The organism is Micromonospora sp. ATA51 (assembly GCF_016802855.1).
Classification (GTDB): Bacteria; Actinomycetota; Actinomycetes; order Mycobacteriales; family Micromonosporaceae; genus Micromonospora; species Micromonospora sicca.
In genome coordinates this window covers 1-19657 of sequence record NZ_JAEVHJ010000116.1, presented here as the reverse complement: position 1 = coordinate 19657, position 19657 = coordinate 1, and the positions used below count along the sequence as shown (strand labels likewise).

The 19657-nt window shown below is 72.2% G+C and carries 7 protein-coding genes and 3 pseudogenes; 8 read left to right on the top strand and 2 right to left on the bottom strand.

Going from position 1 to position 19657, the window contains the following annotated elements:
• Window positions 1-215: 215 nt before the first annotated feature.
• Window positions 216-449, top strand: a pseudogene (locus tag JNW87_RS18975) (transposase); the annotation flags it as partial.
• Between the two features lie 25 nt (window positions 450-474).
• Here the strand turns inward: JNW87_RS18975 and JNW87_RS18970 are convergent.
• Window positions 475-2037, bottom strand: a complete 1563-nt coding sequence (locus JNW87_RS18970) for an ISL3 family transposase (protein ID WP_238454135.1) — start codon at window positions 2035-2037, stop codon at window positions 475-477.
• An 81-nt stretch (window positions 2038-2118) separates the two neighbouring features.
• Between JNW87_RS18970 and JNW87_RS18965 the strand changes: the two are divergent.
• Window positions 2119-2832: pseudogene (locus JNW87_RS18965) on the top strand (IS256 family transposase); the annotation flags it as partial.
• Here the strand turns inward: JNW87_RS18965 and JNW87_RS18960 are convergent.
• Window positions 2829-3783, bottom strand: a pseudogene (locus JNW87_RS18960) (ATP-dependent RecD-like DNA helicase); the annotation flags it as partial. The pseudogenes JNW87_RS18965 and JNW87_RS18960 overlap by 4 nt on opposite strands.
• A 1176-nt stretch (window positions 3784-4959) precedes the next feature.
• Between JNW87_RS18960 and JNW87_RS18955 the strand changes: the two are divergent.
• From JNW87_RS18955 to JNW87_RS18930, 6 genes are all read left to right on the top strand, one after another.
• Window positions 4960-10269 (top strand): hypothetical protein, encoded by a 5310-nt coding sequence (locus JNW87_RS18955; protein WP_238454134.1) that lies wholly within the window; start codon window positions 4960-4962, stop codon window positions 10267-10269.
• Between the two features lie 21 nt (window positions 10270-10290).
• Entirely contained in the window at window positions 10291-11643 is a 1353-nt protein-coding gene (locus JNW87_RS18950; protein ID WP_238454133.1) for a SpvB/TcaC N-terminal domain-containing protein, read from the top strand.
• Between the two features lie 20 nt (window positions 11644-11663).
• Complete coding sequence (locus tag JNW87_RS18945) at window positions 11664-14678, top strand: toxin TcdB middle/N-terminal domain-containing protein (protein WP_238454132.1); 3015 nt, start codon at window positions 11664-11666, stop codon at window positions 14676-14678.
• A gap of 32 nt (window positions 14679-14710) precedes the next feature.
• A complete protein-coding gene (locus JNW87_RS18940; RefSeq protein ID WP_238454131.1) occupies window positions 14711-16744 on the top strand; it encodes a hypothetical protein in 2034 nt (677 codons plus the stop codon).
• Window positions 16732-17958 carry an RHS repeat-associated core domain-containing protein gene (locus JNW87_RS18935; protein ID WP_238454130.1) on the top strand — a complete coding sequence of 409 codons (1227 nt, stop codon included), beginning with the start codon at window positions 16732-16734 and terminating at the stop codon, window positions 17956-17958. The genes JNW87_RS18940 and JNW87_RS18935 overlap by 13 nt, the downstream gene beginning before the upstream one ends.
• Before the next feature lie 862 nt (window positions 17959-18820).
• A partial coding sequence (locus tag JNW87_RS18930; RefSeq protein WP_309233980.1) for a hemerythrin domain-containing protein occupies window positions 18821-19657 on the top strand: 837 nt, incomplete at its 3' end.

Below are 19657 nucleotides of genomic sequence, written 5' to 3'. Positions count from 1 at the left end.
ACCCTGGTCAAACGCACGCCGTGTTCCGATCTTCGGTTCCTGACCTTCGACAAGCCAGAAACCTACGCTGATCTTGGGACTTCGCCCAACATCAGTGGCTCCTTCGGGGCAGCTTCGCCTGGCGGGCAGGTGCGGTGCCGGCCGGGCGGTCCGTACGGTGTGAGAGTGATCGATGAGTTCAGTGCGCGGTACGCGGGGCTGGTAACGGGTTCTAGCGGCAGCGCAGGTTGTCCGGGGTCGACGAGGTCGTGTTGTCGCTGTATGCCAAGGGGCTGACGACCGGGGAGATCTCGGCGCACTTCGCCGAGATCTACGGGGCGTCGGTGTCGAAGGAGACGATCTCCCGGATCACCGACAAGGTCCTCGAGGAGATGACCGACTGGTCCCACCGGCCCCTGGACGAGATCTACGCCGCGGTGTTCATCGACGCCATCGTGGTCAAGGTCCGGGTTCTGTCGCTGATTGTGTGAAGTCTCAGCGCGCGAGTAGGACGCGTTTGCGGAGTAGGTCGAGGCCGGCTCGGCCGAACATCTGTCGTTTGATCATTTTTAGGCGGTTGATGGTGCCTTCGACGGCGCCGGAGCTGTGGGGCAGGGTCAGGCCGTTGCGGACGGCGTCGAGGTCACGGCGAAGGTTGCGGGCGAACCCGGCCAGCGGGGTGAGGGTGTCGCGTTCGACGGCGTCGATCCACTCGTCAAGCCGGTCGCCGTGGCGGCCGGTCATCATCACCGCGAACGCGCGCACGTGTGTGACCAGCCGGTTCAGGTCACGGTCGCGGTGGCGCAGGTCGCGCAGTTTGACGGCGTCGCGGTGATCGAGGTGATCGGGGTGGGTCATGATCCATGAGGTGACCTGGCGGACGGTGGGTGGTTTCGGGCCGGGGTGCGGGGCGTGACCGCGGCCGGTGCGGAAGCGGCGCAGGTAGCGCTGGACGGCGAGTTCACCGCCGGGGTAGCCCTGTTGCTGGATCTCGCCGAACAGTTGGGTGGCGTTGCGTTCGCCGTCGTTCCAGCGTTGGTGCAGGTAGCCGGTGAACGGGTCGACCAGGTGTGCGCGTTGCTCGGTGACGGCGGTCAGGTCCTCGAGGCTGCGGGCGTTGACGAACTTGCGCACCGTGGCCTGGTGCAGCCCCAGCTTGCGGCCGATCGCTGCCTTGGACATGCCCTGAGCTGCCAGTTCCTGCACGGCGGTGTAGTGCTCACGCAACCGGGTCACGATCTTCTTCTCTGGTAGCGGCCGCACCAGCTCAGGCGGTGTGTCCTGGGGCGGCGGCGGTGCTGGCGGGGTGAGCCGGCCGCGATGGGCGTTGACTGTCTTCTCCACCGCTTGGCCCAGGTTCTGCCAGAGGTGGAACCGGTCGGCGACCTGCACCGCGTGCGGGGCGCCCTGCCGGGCGCCTTCGGCATAGCCGCCGGCACGGTCCCGGCAGATGATCTCCACCTCGGGATGCTGCGCAAGCCAGCCGGCGAGGCTGTCACCGTCACGGCCGTCGAAGACCTCGACCGGGCGGTGCGTGGTCATGTCGATCAGGTTGGTGCCATAGTGGCGTCCGCGCCGGAACGCGAAGTCGTCGACGCCCAGGACCGTCACACCGGTCGCCGCCGGGTCCGGCAGGCCTTTGACCAGCCGTAACAGGGTGTCACGGCCCACGGTCACCCCGACGGCGGCAGCCAGCCGTGCGCCGGCACGCCCGGCCAACGCGAGCCCGATCCGGGTGAGCAGTTCCCGCAGCCCTTGGGTGAGACGGGCATGCGGAGCGGTCACGCCGTCGACCTGCTCGACGAAGGTCACCGCCGGGCAACCGCGGTTGTCGCAGCGGAACCGTCGCACCCGCACCTGAAGCAGCACAGCCACCCCGGCAACCGTGACGTCGCGCAATCGCCGCAGGTAACGTCCATGAACGCGACTCGACGGCTGTCGGCATCTACCGCACCGCGCCGTCGCTGAGCGGACCCGGGCAGAAAGCACAACGACCTGCTGGCACTGCTCAACACCGTCGATCAGCAGACCGGACAGGTGAGGCAGCAACTGCTCCACAAGCGAACACGCCGACCATGATCAACGAGCGCCGCGTCGAATGACCGGGACCGTCCACATCACAAGATCAGCGACAGAACCAAGGTCCGCGACGGGCAGGTCGCCAACCGGCCGTTCTACGCCGCGATCGGCGTCACCCTCGACGGCGACAAGGACATCCTCGGCCTGTGGGCCGGCGCCGGTGGTGAGGGCGCCAAGTTCTGGATGAGCGTGCTGACCGACCTGCGCAACCGGGGCGTCAAGGACGTGTTCTTCCTCGTTTGCGACGGCCTCAAAGGGCTGCCCGAGGTCGTCACCAACGTGTGGCCCCAGACCGTCGTGCAAACCTGCGTGATCCATCTGATCCGCAACACGTTCCGGTTGACCTCCCGCAAGTACTGGGACGAGCTCAAACGCGACATCAAGCCGATCTACACCGCGGTCAACGCCACCACCGCCCGGGCCGCGTTCGACGACCTGGCCGACAAGTGGGGCGGGCGGTATCCGGCGGTGATCCGGCTGTGGGACAACGCCTGGGCCGAGTTCATCCCGTTCCTGGACTACGACGTGGAGATCCGGCGGGTGATCTGCTCGACCAACGCGATCGAGTCCCTCAACGCCCGGTACCGGCGGGCGGTCAAGGCCCGCGGCCACTTCCCGAACGAGCAAGCGGCGCTAAAGTGCCTGTATCTCGTGACCCGGTCCCTGGACCCGACCGGAACCGGCAGGACCCGATGGACGATGCGCTGGAAACCCGCGTTGAACGCCTTCGCCATCACCTTCAGCGACCGCTTCCCGGCCGCTGAGACCTACTAACCAAGATCGCCGGAAACACCGTTAACGAGATAGTCCCCTGGCCCGACAGTTCCCATCAGGTTGAGGCGGTGGTCGAGGGCGGTGTGGCGGCGGCCGGCGCCGACGGTGCGGACGGCGGCGGCGAGGGCGCGGCGGGAGCCGACGAGGACGACAAGCTGTTTGGCGCGGGTGACCGCGGTGTAGAGCAGGTTGCGCTGCAGCATCATCACGCGCTCGTGGTCAGGGGGATGACGACGGCGGGGTATTCGGAGCCCTGTGAGCGGTGGATGGTCATGGCGTAGGCGTGGGAGAGCTCGTCGAGTTCGTCGAAGTCGTAGTCGATGCTCTCGTCCTCGTCGTGCGCACCGTGAGGGTCTGTTCCTCGGGGGAGAGGGCGGTGACGATGCCGAGGGTGCCGTTGAAGACACCGGCTTGGCCCTTGTCGTAGTTGTTGCGGATCTGGGTGACCTTGTCGCCGATGCGGAACACCCGCCCGCCGATGCGCCGCTCCGGCTGGCCCTCGCGATGCGGGGTGAGGCGCTGCTGCAGGAGGGCGTTGAGGGTGCCGGCGCCGGCGGGGCCGCGGTGCATGGGGGTGAGGACCTGAACGTCCCGGCGCGGGTCGAGCCCGAACTTCGCCGGGATGCGGGTGCAGGCGACGTCGACGGTCAGGGTGGCGGTGGCGTCGGTGTCGTCGCAGGCGAACAGGAAGAAGTCCGACAGGCCTTCCAGGAGGGGTGGGCGGCCGGCGTTGATGCGGTGAGCGTTGGTGACGACGCCGGACTGGGCGGCCTGGCGGAAGATCTGCGTCAGCCGCACCCGCGGGATGGCGGGGGCGGCGAGCAGGTCGCGCAGGACTTCGCCGGGGCCGACGGAGGGGAGTTGGTCGACGTCGCCGACCAGCAGCAGGTGCGCGCCGGGCGGAATAGCTTTGACGAGTTTGTTGGCCAGGATCAGGTCGAGCATGGAGGCCTACGTCCGGATCCTTGTGCGAGACGATCGCGTCGGCGTGGGCGGGCACCTGGGCCAGCGGCTGCCGTGCGTCGGTCCAGGCGGACGCAGGGAGGCCGTCGCCCGGACCGAAAAAGATCCGTACGCAGCTGGTCTCGGGGTAGGTGGCGAGCATCCCGGTGACCGGTCGTGTTCCCGGGCACCAGCCGGTCGGCATCATGGCGGCCTCCTCCTTGTCGAGCAGACGGTCGCGTCGACGGAACCGCTGCGGCGTGGAGGGCTGTGCCCGGCGGCCGTGCGTGCAGTGCCGAGCCTGATTCAAGCCACTCTCACCCGCCGTGCCTACCGGGTAACAGCGCGAAGGTTCGAGCCCGGCGGTTGGCCACCCTCGGATCGACGACGAGCGGGCCGACCCGACCGGCCGGACTGAACGTCTACTCAGGCGCTTTCGGTGACGGGGACCCGACGTCGGCTTGCTTCCGGCGCTGCGGCGCGCTAGCGAGCGGAACGCGCGCCAGCCGGGGTGCCTACGACGCGCCCGGAGGCCAGTCCGCTTGGCTGGTCACCGCCTGCCGGTAGCGCTGGCCGGACATCCGGTCTTGGGGTTTGCAGCACCTACGCCGGTTGGAACACATCGTCGACAGGGGGTCGGGGCAAGTTCTTGACCAGCTTCGACTCGTTCGCGGTGTGGTGGGGCACGTGGGGCTCCTCGACGGGTCCGCGGTGGCACACGTGCGCCAGGTCGGCGACCGGGACAGCGCGCGGCTACGACATCTACGCGCTCAGGGGCGCCGCCGGGAGCAGCACCGTCCTCCCGGCGGCGCTTCCCGCCAGCGGGCACTGCGCACTGGCGGTAGGTGCCGGGAGTGATCCGCCGATCAGCCGGACGATGTGCGGAAAGCCGACAGGCAGGCCATGGAGGCCGCGCGGCTGGCTTACCGTCCAACCAGCCATTGACCGCAGGGGGCTCCGGTCGTAGCCATACCGCCCGTCCCGCACCGTCCCGAACCCGCGCGACACGCATCCCACCTCCGGTGAGCCGGCCGACCACCGTCGGCCCGGCTGGCCGTACGCGTGCCGGCGCGGACCGGCCACGGCGCAGCCGGCGGGCCGACCGAGTCCGCGCCGAGTGCATGTGTCCAAGGGGGGCCGCGCATGTCCACCGACGAGTTGAACGTTTCGATACCGACCGCCCGCATGGTGGGCCTCCTGCCGATTGACGGCGGTGGAGGCGACCCCGACCCGATTCCGATCGCGCCCAAGGTCGGCATCAGCTCTCCGGCCGCCGGCGCGACCGTGTCCGGGCCGGAGCCCGGCTTCCTGCTCAGCGTCTCCGGCACCTACTCGGCCGGGAGCTACTCGGTATCGGGCGTCACGGTCAGTATGGACGGCTTCACCTACCCGGCGACCCTCAACTCGGCCACCAAGACCTGGTCGGCCAGCGTCCGCGCCTACAGGGCCGGTTCGGACACCATCACAGCCAGGGTTTCCGCCGAGAACATCGACGGACCGATCGACGTGAGCATCTCCCGCAGCGTGGTGGTGTCCCTGTCCAGCGCGGTGCCGGTGCTGACGATCAGCCAGCCGGTGGCCAACCAGACGGTGACCCTGCAGGAAGCCGGTGCGACCATCGCCGTGACCGCTACCACCAGCACCAACTTCGGGGCCCGCTCGATGCGGGTCACCTGCGGCAACCAGACCCAGAACATGACGGGGTCCGGGTCCACGTACACCGGCTCGGCGTACCTCTCGCCGCTGCCGCTCGGCCCCCGTACGGTGACCGTGAGCTGCACCGACGCGGCGGCAACGTGGGCACCCGGGCGGTCACCGTCACTGCGGTCGACGGGGCGGCCCCGCACCCGCAGATCACCTACCCGGCGCGGCCTGGTCATCCCCACTGCCACCGCCTCCTGCACGGTCACCGTGACCGGCACCTCCCCCGACACCCAGAGCGGGATGTCCGGCGGGTCCGCGACCGTAGGGGTGGGACAGACCTCCACCGCACCCACCCAGACCGCCACGCCGGTCGGCGGAACCTACGCCAACTGGCGGGCCGACGTCGCGGTCACCGGGTACGGCGCCCATACCGTGTACGTCTGGGCCACCGACGCCGCCGGGAACCGCACCGGCCCGGTCTCCGTGCCGTTCCAGCTCGTCAGCACCTACGTGCCGCCGGACCTGCCGGCCCGGCTCGACGGGCGGGCCTACCTCGCCGCGCTGCTCGCCTTCGCCCAGGAGCGCGTGACCACCCCGCAGGGGGCGCTCAACACCGCGCAACTGGTCGCGGTGCTCGTCCAGCACCTCGACAAGATCAGCGAACCGGCCACTCCGGCCGCCGACGTGGGCAGGCAGGAGGTCAACCAGCTTCGGGTGCCGGTGGAGCTGCTCCGCGCCTACCTCGCCGCCAAGGGCATCTCCACCGCGCCGGGCGCCGCCGGCGAGGCCGCCTACCTGTCCGCCGCGTACGCCGCGCTGCTGGCCGGCCTCGGCACCTCGTACACGGAACTGCGCCTGGCCCGGGGCGCCGCGACGGCAGACCGGCGGGCGCTCGCCGACCGGCTGGGCATCCCGCTGTCCGCCACCCGCCCGGACGAGCTGGACAAGCTGGTGCTGGACGGCCCGGCGCTGACCGAGGCCGCGCTGGAGACCCTCTTCGGCCTGCTCAGCACCACCGTCGACCCGCTCGCCCGCAACCCCGTCGTGCCCCGGGTGCAGGAGTGGCAGCTGGCCGGGCTGGCGGCCCGGTGGGCGGCGGCGGACCAGGCACCGCCCGCACCCCGCGCCTACGCGGTGCTGGTCGACCCCGACGTGATCGGCTCGGCCGACGTTGTCGCCGGCCCCGGCGGGGACGCGGTGCGGCAACTGCTCGCCGCACGGTCGGCCACCCTGAGCTCGTTCGCGCAGTCGTTGGACAGCGCCCGGCGCGCCGCGTCGACCCCAGCCGCCGGCCTGGCCGCGATGGTCAACCTCGCCCTGCCCGGGGTCGACCTGGCGGCCCTGGAGACCGCCGAGCGCGGCGGCACGGACATAGGACCGGCTCTGGAGGCCGCGTACCTGACCCGCGCCGGCTTCGCCTACCTGCGGCAACTAGCCCGGCTCATCGAAGCCGCCGGCACAGGAAACCCGGTCACCGACGCGGAGTGGGCGGACGCCGTGGCGGCGCTGGTCGGCGTCCGCCGGCTGTCCCTGTACCCGACGTGGCGCGGCCAGGAGAGCGGCATCTCCATCTCACCCGCCCTGTTCCGGCCCGACCAGCCCGGCCCGCAGGTCAACCCGCTGCGCGCCGACCCGGCCGCCCGGGTGGCCTGGCAGGGAACCCTCGTCTCGCGGATCGCCCAGCAGCAGGCGCTGCTCGACGGGTACGCCGACGCGGTCGCCGCGGCGGAACAGGCCGCGCTACCGATCCTGCGGGACGCGCTGCTGTCGGACCTGGCCGCCGCGCCGACCGCCGTCGCGCCGCCCGGCACCGGCGACACCGGCGAGCGGATGACCGGGCTGTACCAGATCGACATAAAGGCCGGCGGCACGCTGCGGACCACCCGGCAGGCCCAGGCCATCGAGAGCCTGCAGTCGCTGCTGTTCGCGATCCGCTCCGGCGAACTGCCCACCAACCACCCCGCCGCCGGCTGGCAGCTCACCGGCGGCCGGGCCGCCTTCGACAGCGCCTGGCGGTGGATGGGCGACCAGGCGAGCTGGCAGACCGCCATCCAGACGTTCCTGTTCCCGGAACGCCACCTCGACCCCGCCCTGCTGCTGCCCCGGGCGATGCCGCCGGCCCCGATGGACGCGCTCTGGTCCGGCATGGCCGGGTCCGGACCGTTCACCGCCGCCGACGCGGCCAACGCCGCCGCGGCGTACCTGGCCGCGCAGCGCGCCACCAACAGCTCCGTCCCGTCGTTCAGCTACCTCGACGCCCAGCACACCGCGGCGCACCAGAGCGCGCTGGCCAGCTTCTCCAGCACGATGGCGGCCACCAACGCGGCGCTGGCGCGGGAGGTGTTCTGGGCGGTGCCCCTGCTGATCGCGCAGCGACTGCAGGCGGCGGGGGAGTACCTGGCCGCGCTCGACTGGTACTGGCTGGTCTATCCGTACGACGCGGTGGTGCCGTCGGTGTTCCCGTCCTCGTACCACCTGGTCAACAGCGAGCTGGCGGCGCCGCCGGTCCGCCCGGACCTGACGTTCCCGCCGGGTTGGACCAACGACCTGAACCCGTTCCGCCTGATCGGCAACCGGCCGGCCCCGTACACCCGGTACACGCTGCTGGCCCAGGCGCGGTGCCACATCGACTACGCCGACGCCGAGTTCACCCGGGAGACTGACGCGTCGATCGCCCGCGCCCGTGGGCTCTACCTGACCGCCGCGATGCTGCTCGCCCACCCGTGGCTCGCGCCGGTGGCGCCGAGCAACGCTGGCGAGCCCACCCTCGCCATCCCGGAGCTGACCACCCTGGCCAACCGGGTCCAGGTCCAGCTCGCCAAGCTGCGGCAGGGCCGCAACATCGCCGGGATGGCGCGTACCCAGGGGGCGGTGGCCGCGACAGGGATCAGCCAGCCCACGCCCTACCGGTACAAGGTGCTGATGGAGCGGTGCCGGCAGTTGGTCGCCCAGGCCACCCAGGTCGAGGCGACCTACCTGGCGGCGCTGGAGAAGTACGACAGCAAGACCTTGCAGCTCTACGACGCTCAGAAGGCGCTGGCCGTCTCCGACGCGCAGGTGGACCTGCAGGCCGCCAGGGTCGCCGAGGCCGGCGACGCCGTCGTGGTGGCCCGGGACCAGCAGGCCAAGGCCGCCGTGATCGTGCAGAACTACCAGGCCAACATTGCCGCGCCGCCGAACTACTACGAGAAGCGGCTGCTGGACGGCTACGGCGCGATGCGGGACGTCAAGAACGTGATCGCGGCCGCCGACACGGTGATCGGGGTGGCCCAGGCGGCGTCCACCGCCACCGACATGTTCAAGGAGGTCTTCAGCTTCGGCGGCGCCGGCGTGGCGGGCGCCGCGATGGGCGCGGCCAGCATCGCCAAGGGCATCGCCACCGGGGTACTCAACGACCTGGAGTCGCAGATGCAGGCCAACCAGCTGATGGCCGGCGTCGAACAGCGCCGCAACGAGTGGCGGACCCAGCTGGCGGCGGCGCAGCAGGATTCCATCGTCGCGGCGGCCCAGGTCACCGTGGCCAACGACCAGCTGGTGATCGCCAACAAGGAGCACGACATCGCCCTGCTCGCGGACGCGCAGGCCTCGGCGACCCTGAAGCTGCTGACCACCCAGTTCACCAACGCGGACCTCTACCAGTGGATGAGCCGGACCCTCGGCGAGGTCTACCGCTACTTCCTCCAGCAGGCGACGGCGACCGCCCGGTTGGCGCAGGCCCAGCTCGCCTTCGAACGCGCCGAACAGCCGCAGCTGCTGGTGCAGAACGATTACTGGCAGTCGCCCGCCGAGCTGACCGCCGGTCGCGGCGGCGCCGACCGGGCGGGGCTGACCGGCGCGGAGCGGCTCGCCGCCGACGTCACCCGGCTCGACCAGTACGCCTTCTCCACCGACCGGCGCCGGCTCAACCTTAGCCAGACGTTCTCCCTGGCCCAGCTGATGCCCGTGGAGTTCCTGAACCTCCGGTCCACCGGGGTGCTCAGCTTCGCCACGCCGACGCGGATGTTCGACGCCGACTTCCCCGGCCACTACCTGCGACTGATCCGGCAGGTCCGGCTCAGCATGGTCGCCCTCGTGCCCCCGAACCGGGGCATCCGGGCCACCCTGGCGTCCAACGGGATCTCCCGGGTGACGGTGCCGCAGGCCACCGGCTTCAGCGACATCGTGCTCCGGCACGAGCCGGCGACGGTCGCCCTGACCTCGCCGGTGAACGCCAACGGGATGTTCGACATGGACATGCAGGCGGACATGCTGCTGCCCTTCGAGGGCAGTGGGGTGGACACCACCTGGCGGTTCGAGCTGCCGCAGGCGGCGAACCCGTTCGACTACAGCACCATCGCCGACGTGCTGTTGACCGTCGAGTACACCGCCCTGTCCGACGTGGGCTACCGGGTGCAGGTCGTCGACCGGCTCAACCGCGACCGGGCGCGGGGCGCGGACTGCGTGTTCAGCCTGGCCCGGGACCGGCCGGACGCCTGGTACACGCTGAACAACCCCGACCCGGCGGTGGGCCGCAGCGTGACGCTCAGCCTCCGCGACGTCGACCTGCCGCCCAACCTGGAGTCGGTGACCACCACCGCGGTCACGGTCCGGCTGGTCGGTTCCGGGTCCGTACCGGCGACCACGGTGACGCTGCGGCGCGGCGCGGCCGGCGGCGCGGCGGCCACCGCGGACGGCACGGCCGGCACCCGGCGCGGCAACGCAACCGGGTGGCTGCCGCTCTGCGGCACCAGCCCCGTCGGGGACTGGCAGCTCTCCTTCGGCCCGGATGCCGACGCGCTGTTCGCCGGCGGGCTCGACGACATCCTGCTGGTGATCGGTTGGAGCGGCCAGGCGCCGGTCTGGCCGGCGTGAGCGCGGACCGGAGGCGACACCATGGGTAACCAGGAGTCCGGGGACCTGATCAACCTGCCGCCGGGCGGGGGAGCGGTGCGACCGCTCGGCGAGACGTTCCAACCCGACCTGCATACCGGGACGGGCAACTACGCCGTACCGATCGAGCTGCCGCCCGGGCGGCACGGTCTGCAACCGACCCTGTCGCTCAACTACAGCAGCGGCAACGGGGCCGGCCCCTTCGGGCTGGGCTGGACGCTGACCGTGCCGTCGGTGCGGCGCAAGACCGCCCGCCGCATCCCCCGCTACGACGGCAGCGACGTGTACGTGCTGGCCGGCAGCGAGGACCTGGTGCCGGTGCCCGGCGGGGCGGCCGGCGCGCAGCGGTACCGGCCGCGCGTCGAGGCGCTGTTCGGCCGCGTCGAGCACCTGACCGCCGGAACCGACCACTGGCAGGTCCGCACCGGCAATGGGCTGCGCAGCGCGTACGGCACTCCGCGCCCGGCCGGGGCCGGCGCCGGCTGGTCCGACCCGGCCGTGGTCGCCGACCCGGACGCGGCCGGCCGGGTTCTGTCCTGGCTGCTGTCGGAGACCACCGACAGCCTCGGCAACCGGATCATCTACACCTACCAGGGCGATCCGGCCGACGGCCGGGCCCCACAGCGGTACCTGTCGACGATCGGCTACGCCGACTACCCGGACCCGGACGACCCGACCACCACCCGCTTCCTGGTCCAGGTGCGACTGCGCTACGAGGCCCGTCCGGACGTCACCTGCGACCGCCGCGCCGGGTTCCCCGTGCACACCACGCTGCGCTGCACGGCCATCGAGGTATGGACCGACCCGGGCGTACCCCGGCTGGTGCGTACCGTCGCGCTGCGCTACACGCAGGCCGACAACGGCGCGTCCCTGCTGGCAGGGATCAGGGCCACCGGCCACGACGGGGACGCCACCGAGTCCTTGCCGGAGCTGGAGTTCGGCTACTCGCGTTGGGATCCCACCGCGCACCGCTACCGGGCCCTGAGCGCGCCCGGCGACGCGCTGCCGCCCACCGCGCTGTCCCATCCCGACCTCGACCTGGTCGACCTGTACGGCGACGGGCTGCCCGGCCTGCTGCAACTGTCCGCCGCCGGCTCCCGGTTCTGGCGTAACAAGGGCAACGGGCTGCTGGACCGGCCGCGCCCGCTGACCGCCGTACCCGCCGGGGTGGCCCTCGGCGCGGCCGGCGTGCAGCTCGCCGACCTCGACGGCGACGGGCGGCCCGACCTGCTGGTCAGCGACGACCGTCGGGCCGGCTACTTCCCGTGCTCCCGGTCGGGCGGATTCGATCCGCGCGGGTTCGTGCGGTACCGGCAGGCGCCGTCGTTCCGGCTGACCGACCCGGAGACCGGCTGATCGACCTGGACGGCGACGGCGTGGTGGACGTGCTGCGCACCGGGGCGGTGCCGCAGGTCCACCTGAACAACCGGTCGGCCGGGTGGGTGCCGCAGCAGGTCGGAGCGGGCAGTTCGGTGACGGGTCTGAGCTTCGCCGACTCGCGGCTGCGGCTGGCCGACATGACCGGTGACGGCCTCACCGACATCGTCCTGGTCAGCGGGGGGCAGGTCCGCTACTGGCCCAACCTGGGCTACGGCCGGTTCGGGCCGCCGGTGGTGCTGCGCGGTCACCTCGACCTCGCCGGGGCCACCCCGGCCAGCGGGCTGGACCAGCGGCGGTTGCTGCTGGGCGACGTCAACGGCGACGGCTGCGCCGACCTGGTCTACGTCGGGCCCGGCTGGGTGAAGGTGTGGGTGAACCGGTGCGGTCAGTCGCTGGGGCCGGGCGTCCTTGTCCGGGGCACCCCGACGGTCGACGACTCCGCGGCGGTGCGCCTGACCGACATGATCGGCACCGGCACGGCCGGGGTGCTGTGGAGCTTCGACAGTTCCAGGGCCGGCCGGATGTCCTTCCTCGACCTCACCGGCGGCGTGAAGCCGTACCTGCTGACCAGCATCGACAACCACGCCGGCACCCGCACCGAGATCAGCTACGAGACGTCGGTGCAGCACGCCTCCCGGGACGCCGCCGCCGGCCGGCTCTGGCGTGGCACGCTGCCCTTCCCGGTGCAGGTGGTCGGCGCGGTCACCACCGTCGACTCGGTCAGCGCCAGCCGGCTGTCCACCGTCTACGCCTACCACCACGGGCACTGGGACGGCGCCGAGCGGGAGTTCCGCGGGTTCGGCCGGGTCGACCGGTACGACACCCAGCAGTTCGACCGGCAGGGCGACCTGCCCGCCGAGTCGTACACCCCGCCCGCGCTGACCCGTACCTGGTTCCACCAGGGGCCGGTGGGTCCGGAGGCCGGCGACTGGCAGGAGCTGGACTTCTCCGGGGAGTACTGGCCCGGTGACCCGGACCTGCTCGGCCCCGGTGACCGCAGCACCCTGCCCGCGGGGCTGGACCGGCGGGCCCGGCGCGAGGTGGCCCGGGGGCTGGCCGGCCGGGTGCTGCGCACCGAGGTCTACGGGCTCGACGGGTCGTCCCGGGCCGACCGGCCGTACACTGTCACCGAGCACCGCTGGGACGTGCGCGCCGTCGGCGACCCGGCGGCCGAGAGCTGGTCCCGCGCGCCGGTGGTGACCGTGGTGGAGAGCGCCAACCGCACCACCACCTGGGAGCGCGGCGACGACCCGCACACCCGGGTGACCTTCCACAGCGGCTTCGACACGTACGGGCGGGTCCGCCGCAGCGCCGGGGTGGCGGTCGCGCGCGGACGCGACCCCCGCCTGCCCGGCCCCGGCGAACCTCCGCTGTGCACCGTCTCCACCGTCGAGTACGCCACCCGCGACGACGCCACCGGGTACCGCATCGACCTGACCGCCCGGGCCGCTGGCTACGAGGTGTTCAGCGACGGCAGCCACACCCTGGCCGAACTCGAACGGGCGCTGGCCGCCGACGCCCTGCCCCGCCGACTGCGCACCTACGCCCGCAACGGCTACGACGGCGAACCGTACGTGGGCCTGCCGTCCGGGCAGTTCGGCGAGCACGGCCTGCTCACCTCGACCACCACCCTCGCCCTCACCGCGGGCATCCTCGGCCGCGACCTGGGCTTGGCCGACGTCCCGCCCTACCTGCGCCCGCCCACCCCGGCCCACGGGCTGCGCGGGGAGTACTTCCGCGACGGCAACCTCGGCACCCCGGCCTTCGTCCGCCCCGACCCGACGGTCGACTTCACCTGGTTCGGCGGCCCCGATCCGGCCCTGGCCCAGCCGGAGTTCTCGGTACGCTGGACCGGCACCCTCACCCCGGCGGTGAGCGGGACGTACACCTTCGACGTCCAGGCGGCCGGGCCGGTGCGGCTGTGGCTCGGCGACCATCTGCTCGTCGACACCTGGTCGGACGGCCCCGGTGGGCTACCGCCCGGCTCGGACGAGGCCCCGGACGATCCCCGGACACCGCTGCCGACCTCGCTGGTCGCGCTGCCCCCGGGAGGGCCGATCGGACCGCCCGTCGAGGATCCGGTCGAGCTACCCACCGGGGCGGCGGTGGCGCTCTCGGCCGGCGTCGGGTACCCGCTGCGGCTGGATTGCCGGGCCGACGGCTGGGCGGCCGGGGTGCGTCTGCGGTGGTCCCCGGACGGGCAGGAGTCGGTGCCGGTGCCGACCGGGGCGCTCACCCCGCCGGCCGAGACGGCGGACTGGTCGCCGCGCCACCCGCAGGCGTTCCGCGACACCGTGCCCGACCTCGCCGGCTACCGCTACCAGGCCGGCGACACCGGCGACCCGGCCGGCTACTACGTGGTCACGGGCGCCCGGTTTGACGTGCACGACGACCCGGCCGGCCGCGGCCTGACCGTGGCGACCCGCGACGCCCTCGGGCACGAGACCCGGGTGACCCACGATGCCTTCGCCATGCTGCCGGTGGCCGTCACCGACCCGGCCGGGCTGGTCCGCACCGCCCGCTACGACTACCGGCTGTTCAAGCCGGACGAGGTGGTCGACGTCAACGGCAACCGCAGCCGGGTCGGGTACACCCCGCTGGGCTTGGTCGGCTGGACCGCGGCGCTGGGCCGGGCGGGCGCCCGCGAGGGCGACACCGTGGAGCAGCCCAGCGCGGTGTTCCACTACGGGCTGACCGCCTGGGAGGACAGCCCGCCACAGGCGCGCCAGCCGAGCTGGGTGCACAGCGTCCGGCGCACCGAGCACCGGTGGACTCTGATCGCGACCGCGGACGCCGCCCGCGCCGCCGCCGGCCAGCCGCCGCTGACCGACACTGAGGTCGCCGCGATGTTCCCCGCCGACGAGGCCACCCGCCACCCGGAGCGCTTCGTCGCCACCCGCACCTACTGCGACGGATCCGGTCGTCCGGTGCAGGCCCGCACTCAGGGCGACGACCTCGTCGTCGACGACCTGGGGCTGCCCGCTGAGCCGGGCGCCCGGCCGGGCCGCTGACCGCGCACTCCACGGGGGCCGACCAGCCGGCGGTGGTGGTCAGCGGCTGGCATGCCTACGACAATAAGGGCCGGGTGGTCCGCGCCTGGGAGCCGACCCTCGGCCAGGGCTGGGACTACGCGCCGCCGACGGTGGACGGGCTGGCCAGCACCCGCACGCACTACGACCCGCGCGGTGAGGTGGTCCGCACCGTGCACCCGGACGGCGCGCAGGACCTGATCGTGCGAGGCGTGCCGGTCAACCCGACCGACCCGGACGTGTTCACGCCCACCCCGTGGGAGCACTACACCTACGACCGCAACGACAACGCCGGGCGTACCCATCCGGAGGCGTCGGCGGCGTGGGCAGCGCACCGGAACACCCCGTCGAGCGTCACCATGGACCCGCTGTGCCGGATGCGGGTGTCCACCACCCGCCCCGCCCCGGACGAGGCGCTGCACACCCGGCATGAGTACGACATCGACGGGCGGCTGCTGTCCATGACGGACCCGTTGGGCCGGCCCGCCGCCCGGTTCAGCTACGACCTGTTGGGCCGGGGCTGGTGGACCTGGGCGCAGGACACCGGCGCCACCGTGACGGTGCGCGACGCCGCGGGCGAGCCGGTCGAGCACCGCGACGCCAAGGGCGGCCTGACCCTGCACGCGTACGACGTGTTGCGCCGGCGGGTGCGGGCGTGGGCCGCCGACCGGGCCGACGCGCCGACCACCCTGCGGGAGGTGACTGTGTACGGCGACGCCGGCCTGCCCGCGGCGGAGGCAGCGGCGCGCAACCTGCTCGGCCGCCCGTGGCGCGGCTACGACGAGGCCGGACTGGTGACCTGCGAGGGCTACGACCTGGCCGGCCGGCTCACCGGCAGCACCCGGCAGGTGCTCGCCACCGACGTGCTGCTCTCCGCCGGTGCCGACGGCTACGTGGTGGACTGGCAGCCGGCCGCCGGGCAGACCCTCGACCAGCAGGCGGGCGCGCTTCTCGACCTCGAGGAGTACGCCACCGCCCAGACCCACGACGCGCTGGGCCGCCGCACGACCGTCGTATGCCCGTCCGACGTGGAGGGACGGCGACGCGTCCTCCGCCTGCGCTACGGCCGCTCCGGCGCGCTGACCGGTGTGGACGTCGACGGCACGCCGTACCTGCGGCAGATCCTCTACAACGCCCGGGGGCAGCGAGTCGCCGCCTGGCACGGCAACGGCGTCCTCACCCGCTACCGCTACAGCCGCACCACCCTGCGGTTGCTGCGCCAGCACAGCCAGGCGGCCACCCTGAGCACCGCCGACGGCGGCGCGCTGACCTGGACCCCCACCGGCCCGGTCCATCAGGACCAGGGGTACGACCACGACCTGGTGGGCAACGTGCTCGCCGTGCATGACCGCAGCCCCGGCTGCGGCGTGCCGGGCGCCACCCCGGACTTGCTCGACCGGCTCTTCGGCTACGACCCGCTGTACCGGCTGACCAGCGCCACCGGCCGGGAGCACGTGGACCCGCCACCGGCGCTGTGGTCGGCCGCACCACGCGGCGCCGACCCCACCGCCACCTGGGCCTGGACCCAGACGTACGACTACGACGACGTCGGCAACCTGATCCGGGTCGCCCACAAGGCGGGCGGGGCCGGGTGGACCCGGACGATGACCACGGCGGCCGACGGGAACCAAGTGGTCAGCCTGGCCGTCGGGCAGACCACCGTCGGCTACCGCCACGACGCCTGCGGCAACCTGGTCCAGGAGGCCGACAGCCGCCACTTCACCTGGAACGCCGCCAACCATCTCGTCGCCTTCCGGGTGCAAGCCGATGGCGCGCCGACCCCGTCCCGGTCCAGCCAGTACCGGTACGACGCGAGCGGCGCGCGGGTGCTGAAGCTCACCCGCGACCAGGGCGGCGGCACGGAGGTCACCGTGTACGTCGAGGGCGTCTTCGAACGGCTGGTGGTGACCGGCCCGACCGGCGGCGCCGACCGGTACGACGAGGTCCACCTAACCGACGGCACCACCCGGCTGGCGGTGCTGCGGGTCGGGCGCCGCTGCCGTGGGACGCCCGGCCACCCGTCGCGTACCACCTCGTGGACCACCTAGGGTCGAGCGTCGCCGTGCTCGACGAGCGGGGCGACCCGGTCAACCGGGAGGAGTACAGCCCGTACGGGGAGACCAGCTTCGGCAGCTACGCCCGCAAGCGGTACCGCTACAGCGGGCGCGAGCGCGACGAGGAGAGCGGACTGGCCCGGCACGGCGCCCGGTACTACGCGCCCTGGCTGGGGCGCTGGATCAGCGCCGACCCGGCCGGCCAGGTGGACGGGACCGCCCTGTACACCTACGTGCGCGGCAACCCCCTGCGCCTGGTGGACAACTCCGGCCTCGCCTCGGTGCCCACCCAGCTCGGCACCGGCACCATCGCCGACGGGCCAATGGCCCAACTCTGGGACAAGGCCGTCAACCAGGTGATGAAGTCCGAGAACGGCCGGGAGAAGTTCGTCAAGCTGGTCCAGGAGGCGTACGAGACCAAGGGCATGGGGTCCAACCGGGCCGGCGGCACCGCGATCAACGTGGCGCGGGAGACGTACTCGAAGGTGCGGACGGTGTTCGGCCAGCTGGCCGAGGCGAAGGGCGTCTCGCTCAAGGGGGTGCAGCTGCACCACCTGTTCGGCAAGGATGGGCTCGGCGGCCTCGCGCACAACCCATGGGGTGCGCTGGACTCCACCGGTCTCAAGGCGGTCACCGGCAACGCCGGCACCCCGGGGACCCTGCACAACGCGCTGCACGAGGCGGAGGCGGCGTTGAAGGGCAAGGCGGCGGAGATGGTCGGCAAGCTGCCGAAAAACGTCGGCGAGGCGGCCAAGGAGGTCGGTGAGGGCGCCAAGCGGCTCGGCCGCTCGCCTGCGGCGGCCGGGTTCGCCAAGCTCGGCACCATGATCGGCATCGTCGGTGGCGTCGGCACCGCCGTCGCCGGCGCCGAACTGGTGTCGGACCTGCGCCAAGGCCGGACGGTGGACGCCATCGGGCACGGGTCGCAGGTGGTGGCCGGCAGCTTCGACCTGGCGGCGATGGCGTCGTCGGCCGGCGGCGGGGCCGCCGCCGGCACCACGTTGACGACGTCAGTGGCCGCAGCTCCGGTGGTCGCGGTCGGGGGTGCGGTGGCCACCGGCTTCGCGGTCGGCTGGACGGTCGGCGGCGTGATCAATGACCATCTCTCCGCGGACACCCAGCACGCTATCGGTGGCACCGTGAACGAGATCGTCAACGAGGGCGGCTGGAAGCTGCTGTTCACCCACCCCTTTGGCGTCGGCATGTAGCGGTGCGCGTGCCGACGGCGTCCGCCGACCGCCGGCACGCCCCGCTACAGCCCGGCCCAGGGCTCGCGGTCGACGGTGCAGCCGTCGGATTCGGTGGTGAGCTGGTCCCGGATCCCGGACGTCGAACCGGAACGTCGTCGACCCGCGCGGTCCGTAGCCGTACCTGGTCCGGCGCGTCCACCGGGGGCAGTCCCGATCCACGATGATCGCCGCGCCCACGAGCAGGGGTGGTGCCAGCGCGTCGCTGATGAGGACCCAGGTTGGCGCGAAGGTATGCCACGCGATGTTGTTCGGGTCGTCCGGATCCCCGGCGAAGGAGCCCCTGCCGTTGATGAACATCAGGCCGCAGCAAAGCGCGAACGGGGCGATCAGGATGCACGTCGTCACATGTCCCTACGTCCTGCCGCACACGAGCCCTGCCATCGACAGAAGCAGGCTTACCACGGCTAGGACGGACATCACCGAGGCCAGTTGGTCAAAGACTTCGAGGCCGAGGTCTGCAAGGCCGTTCCGGTTGGCGGCCACCTCCGGTGGCACGTAGTAGACCCACGTCCCAATGCGTGAGGCCGTAGATGATCGTCGCGGCGTTGAGCGCCAGGCCGAGCACGAGCAGACTTGACCGCGACCGCTGGTGCGAGCACGGGCCATCGCGGTATCGACGTCACGGCAAGCCTGGCCGGTAACAGGCTCTGCTGAAGATCACTCGACGGACCATACACAAACTGATGGTCTGGGAGGCGCCGTCGTGGCGCTCCAGACCCATCTCAAACCTGGAAAGGTGTACAGGTGGAGCGGTACTGCCGAATCTTCGTGCGGTCGTCGGATCGGGAGGCGGTCCGTTCGCTGGTTCGAACGGCATTGCATGGGTCGGTGGTCGACGATCGCATCGACGCTGATGGCGTGCAGGCGTACGTGGGGGATAGCGGCTACCGTGGTCCGCAGGGCTACTGCGCGTCTCGGAGTCCTGGCTGCGCCGCCGCGCTGGCCGCCGCCAAATCCCCTGCACCTTTCTCGGCAAACACCTGCGCTTCTCCGCCGCCGATCTCGCCGCCATCATCGCCGCCGCCGCGGAACCCCCCACCGCACGGCGGCCCAACCGGCGACATCGGCGTCCACCTTCCACCACCGACTTGCCCCACGCGGGAAGTCACGCGTCCCGCCGGAGACCCGGGAACTCCTCGACCGGTACGCCGGCGAGCACGGCGGCGTCCGGGACGTCCTGGCCCGGCAGCGGGACACCGCCGACCTGGTGACGACCCGCCCGGACGCGGCGGAGTGCGTACCGGCCCTGCGAGACATGCACCGCCGGCTGGTCGACGAGGTGCTGCCACACGAGGCGGCCGAGGACCGGCAGCTCTACCCCGCCCTCGCCGACCCGCTCGGCAGCGACGAGGCGACCTCGACGATGAGCCGTGGACACGTGGAGATCAGTCGCCTGGTGGACCGAATCGGCGGCCACCTGGCCCAGCACCCGGACGGCCGGCTGCGCCGCGACGAGGTCCCCGACCTGCTCGCCGCCCTGTACGGGCTCGACGCCGTGCTCGGCCTGCACCTGGCACAGGATGAGGAGGACTACTTCTCCCTCAACCCCCGCCGAGTAGTAACGAGGTCGTGCACGATTAGGACCCGGCAGTGCTTGTATGCCTGGTTCGGTTTGGTGGTTTGCCTACCGTTCGGCGCAGCGGTCGGAGACCAGTCC

Excerpts from the sequence above, each read along its gene's own strand:
- JNW87_RS18955 (WP_238454134.1), top strand. The coding sequence starts at position 4,960 with ATGGTGGGCCTCCTGCCGATTGACGGCGGTGGAGGCGACCCCGACCCG.
- JNW87_RS18950 (WP_238454133.1), top strand. The coding sequence starts at position 10,291 with ATGGGTAACCAGGAGTCCGGGGACCTGATCAACCTGCCGCCGGGCGGG.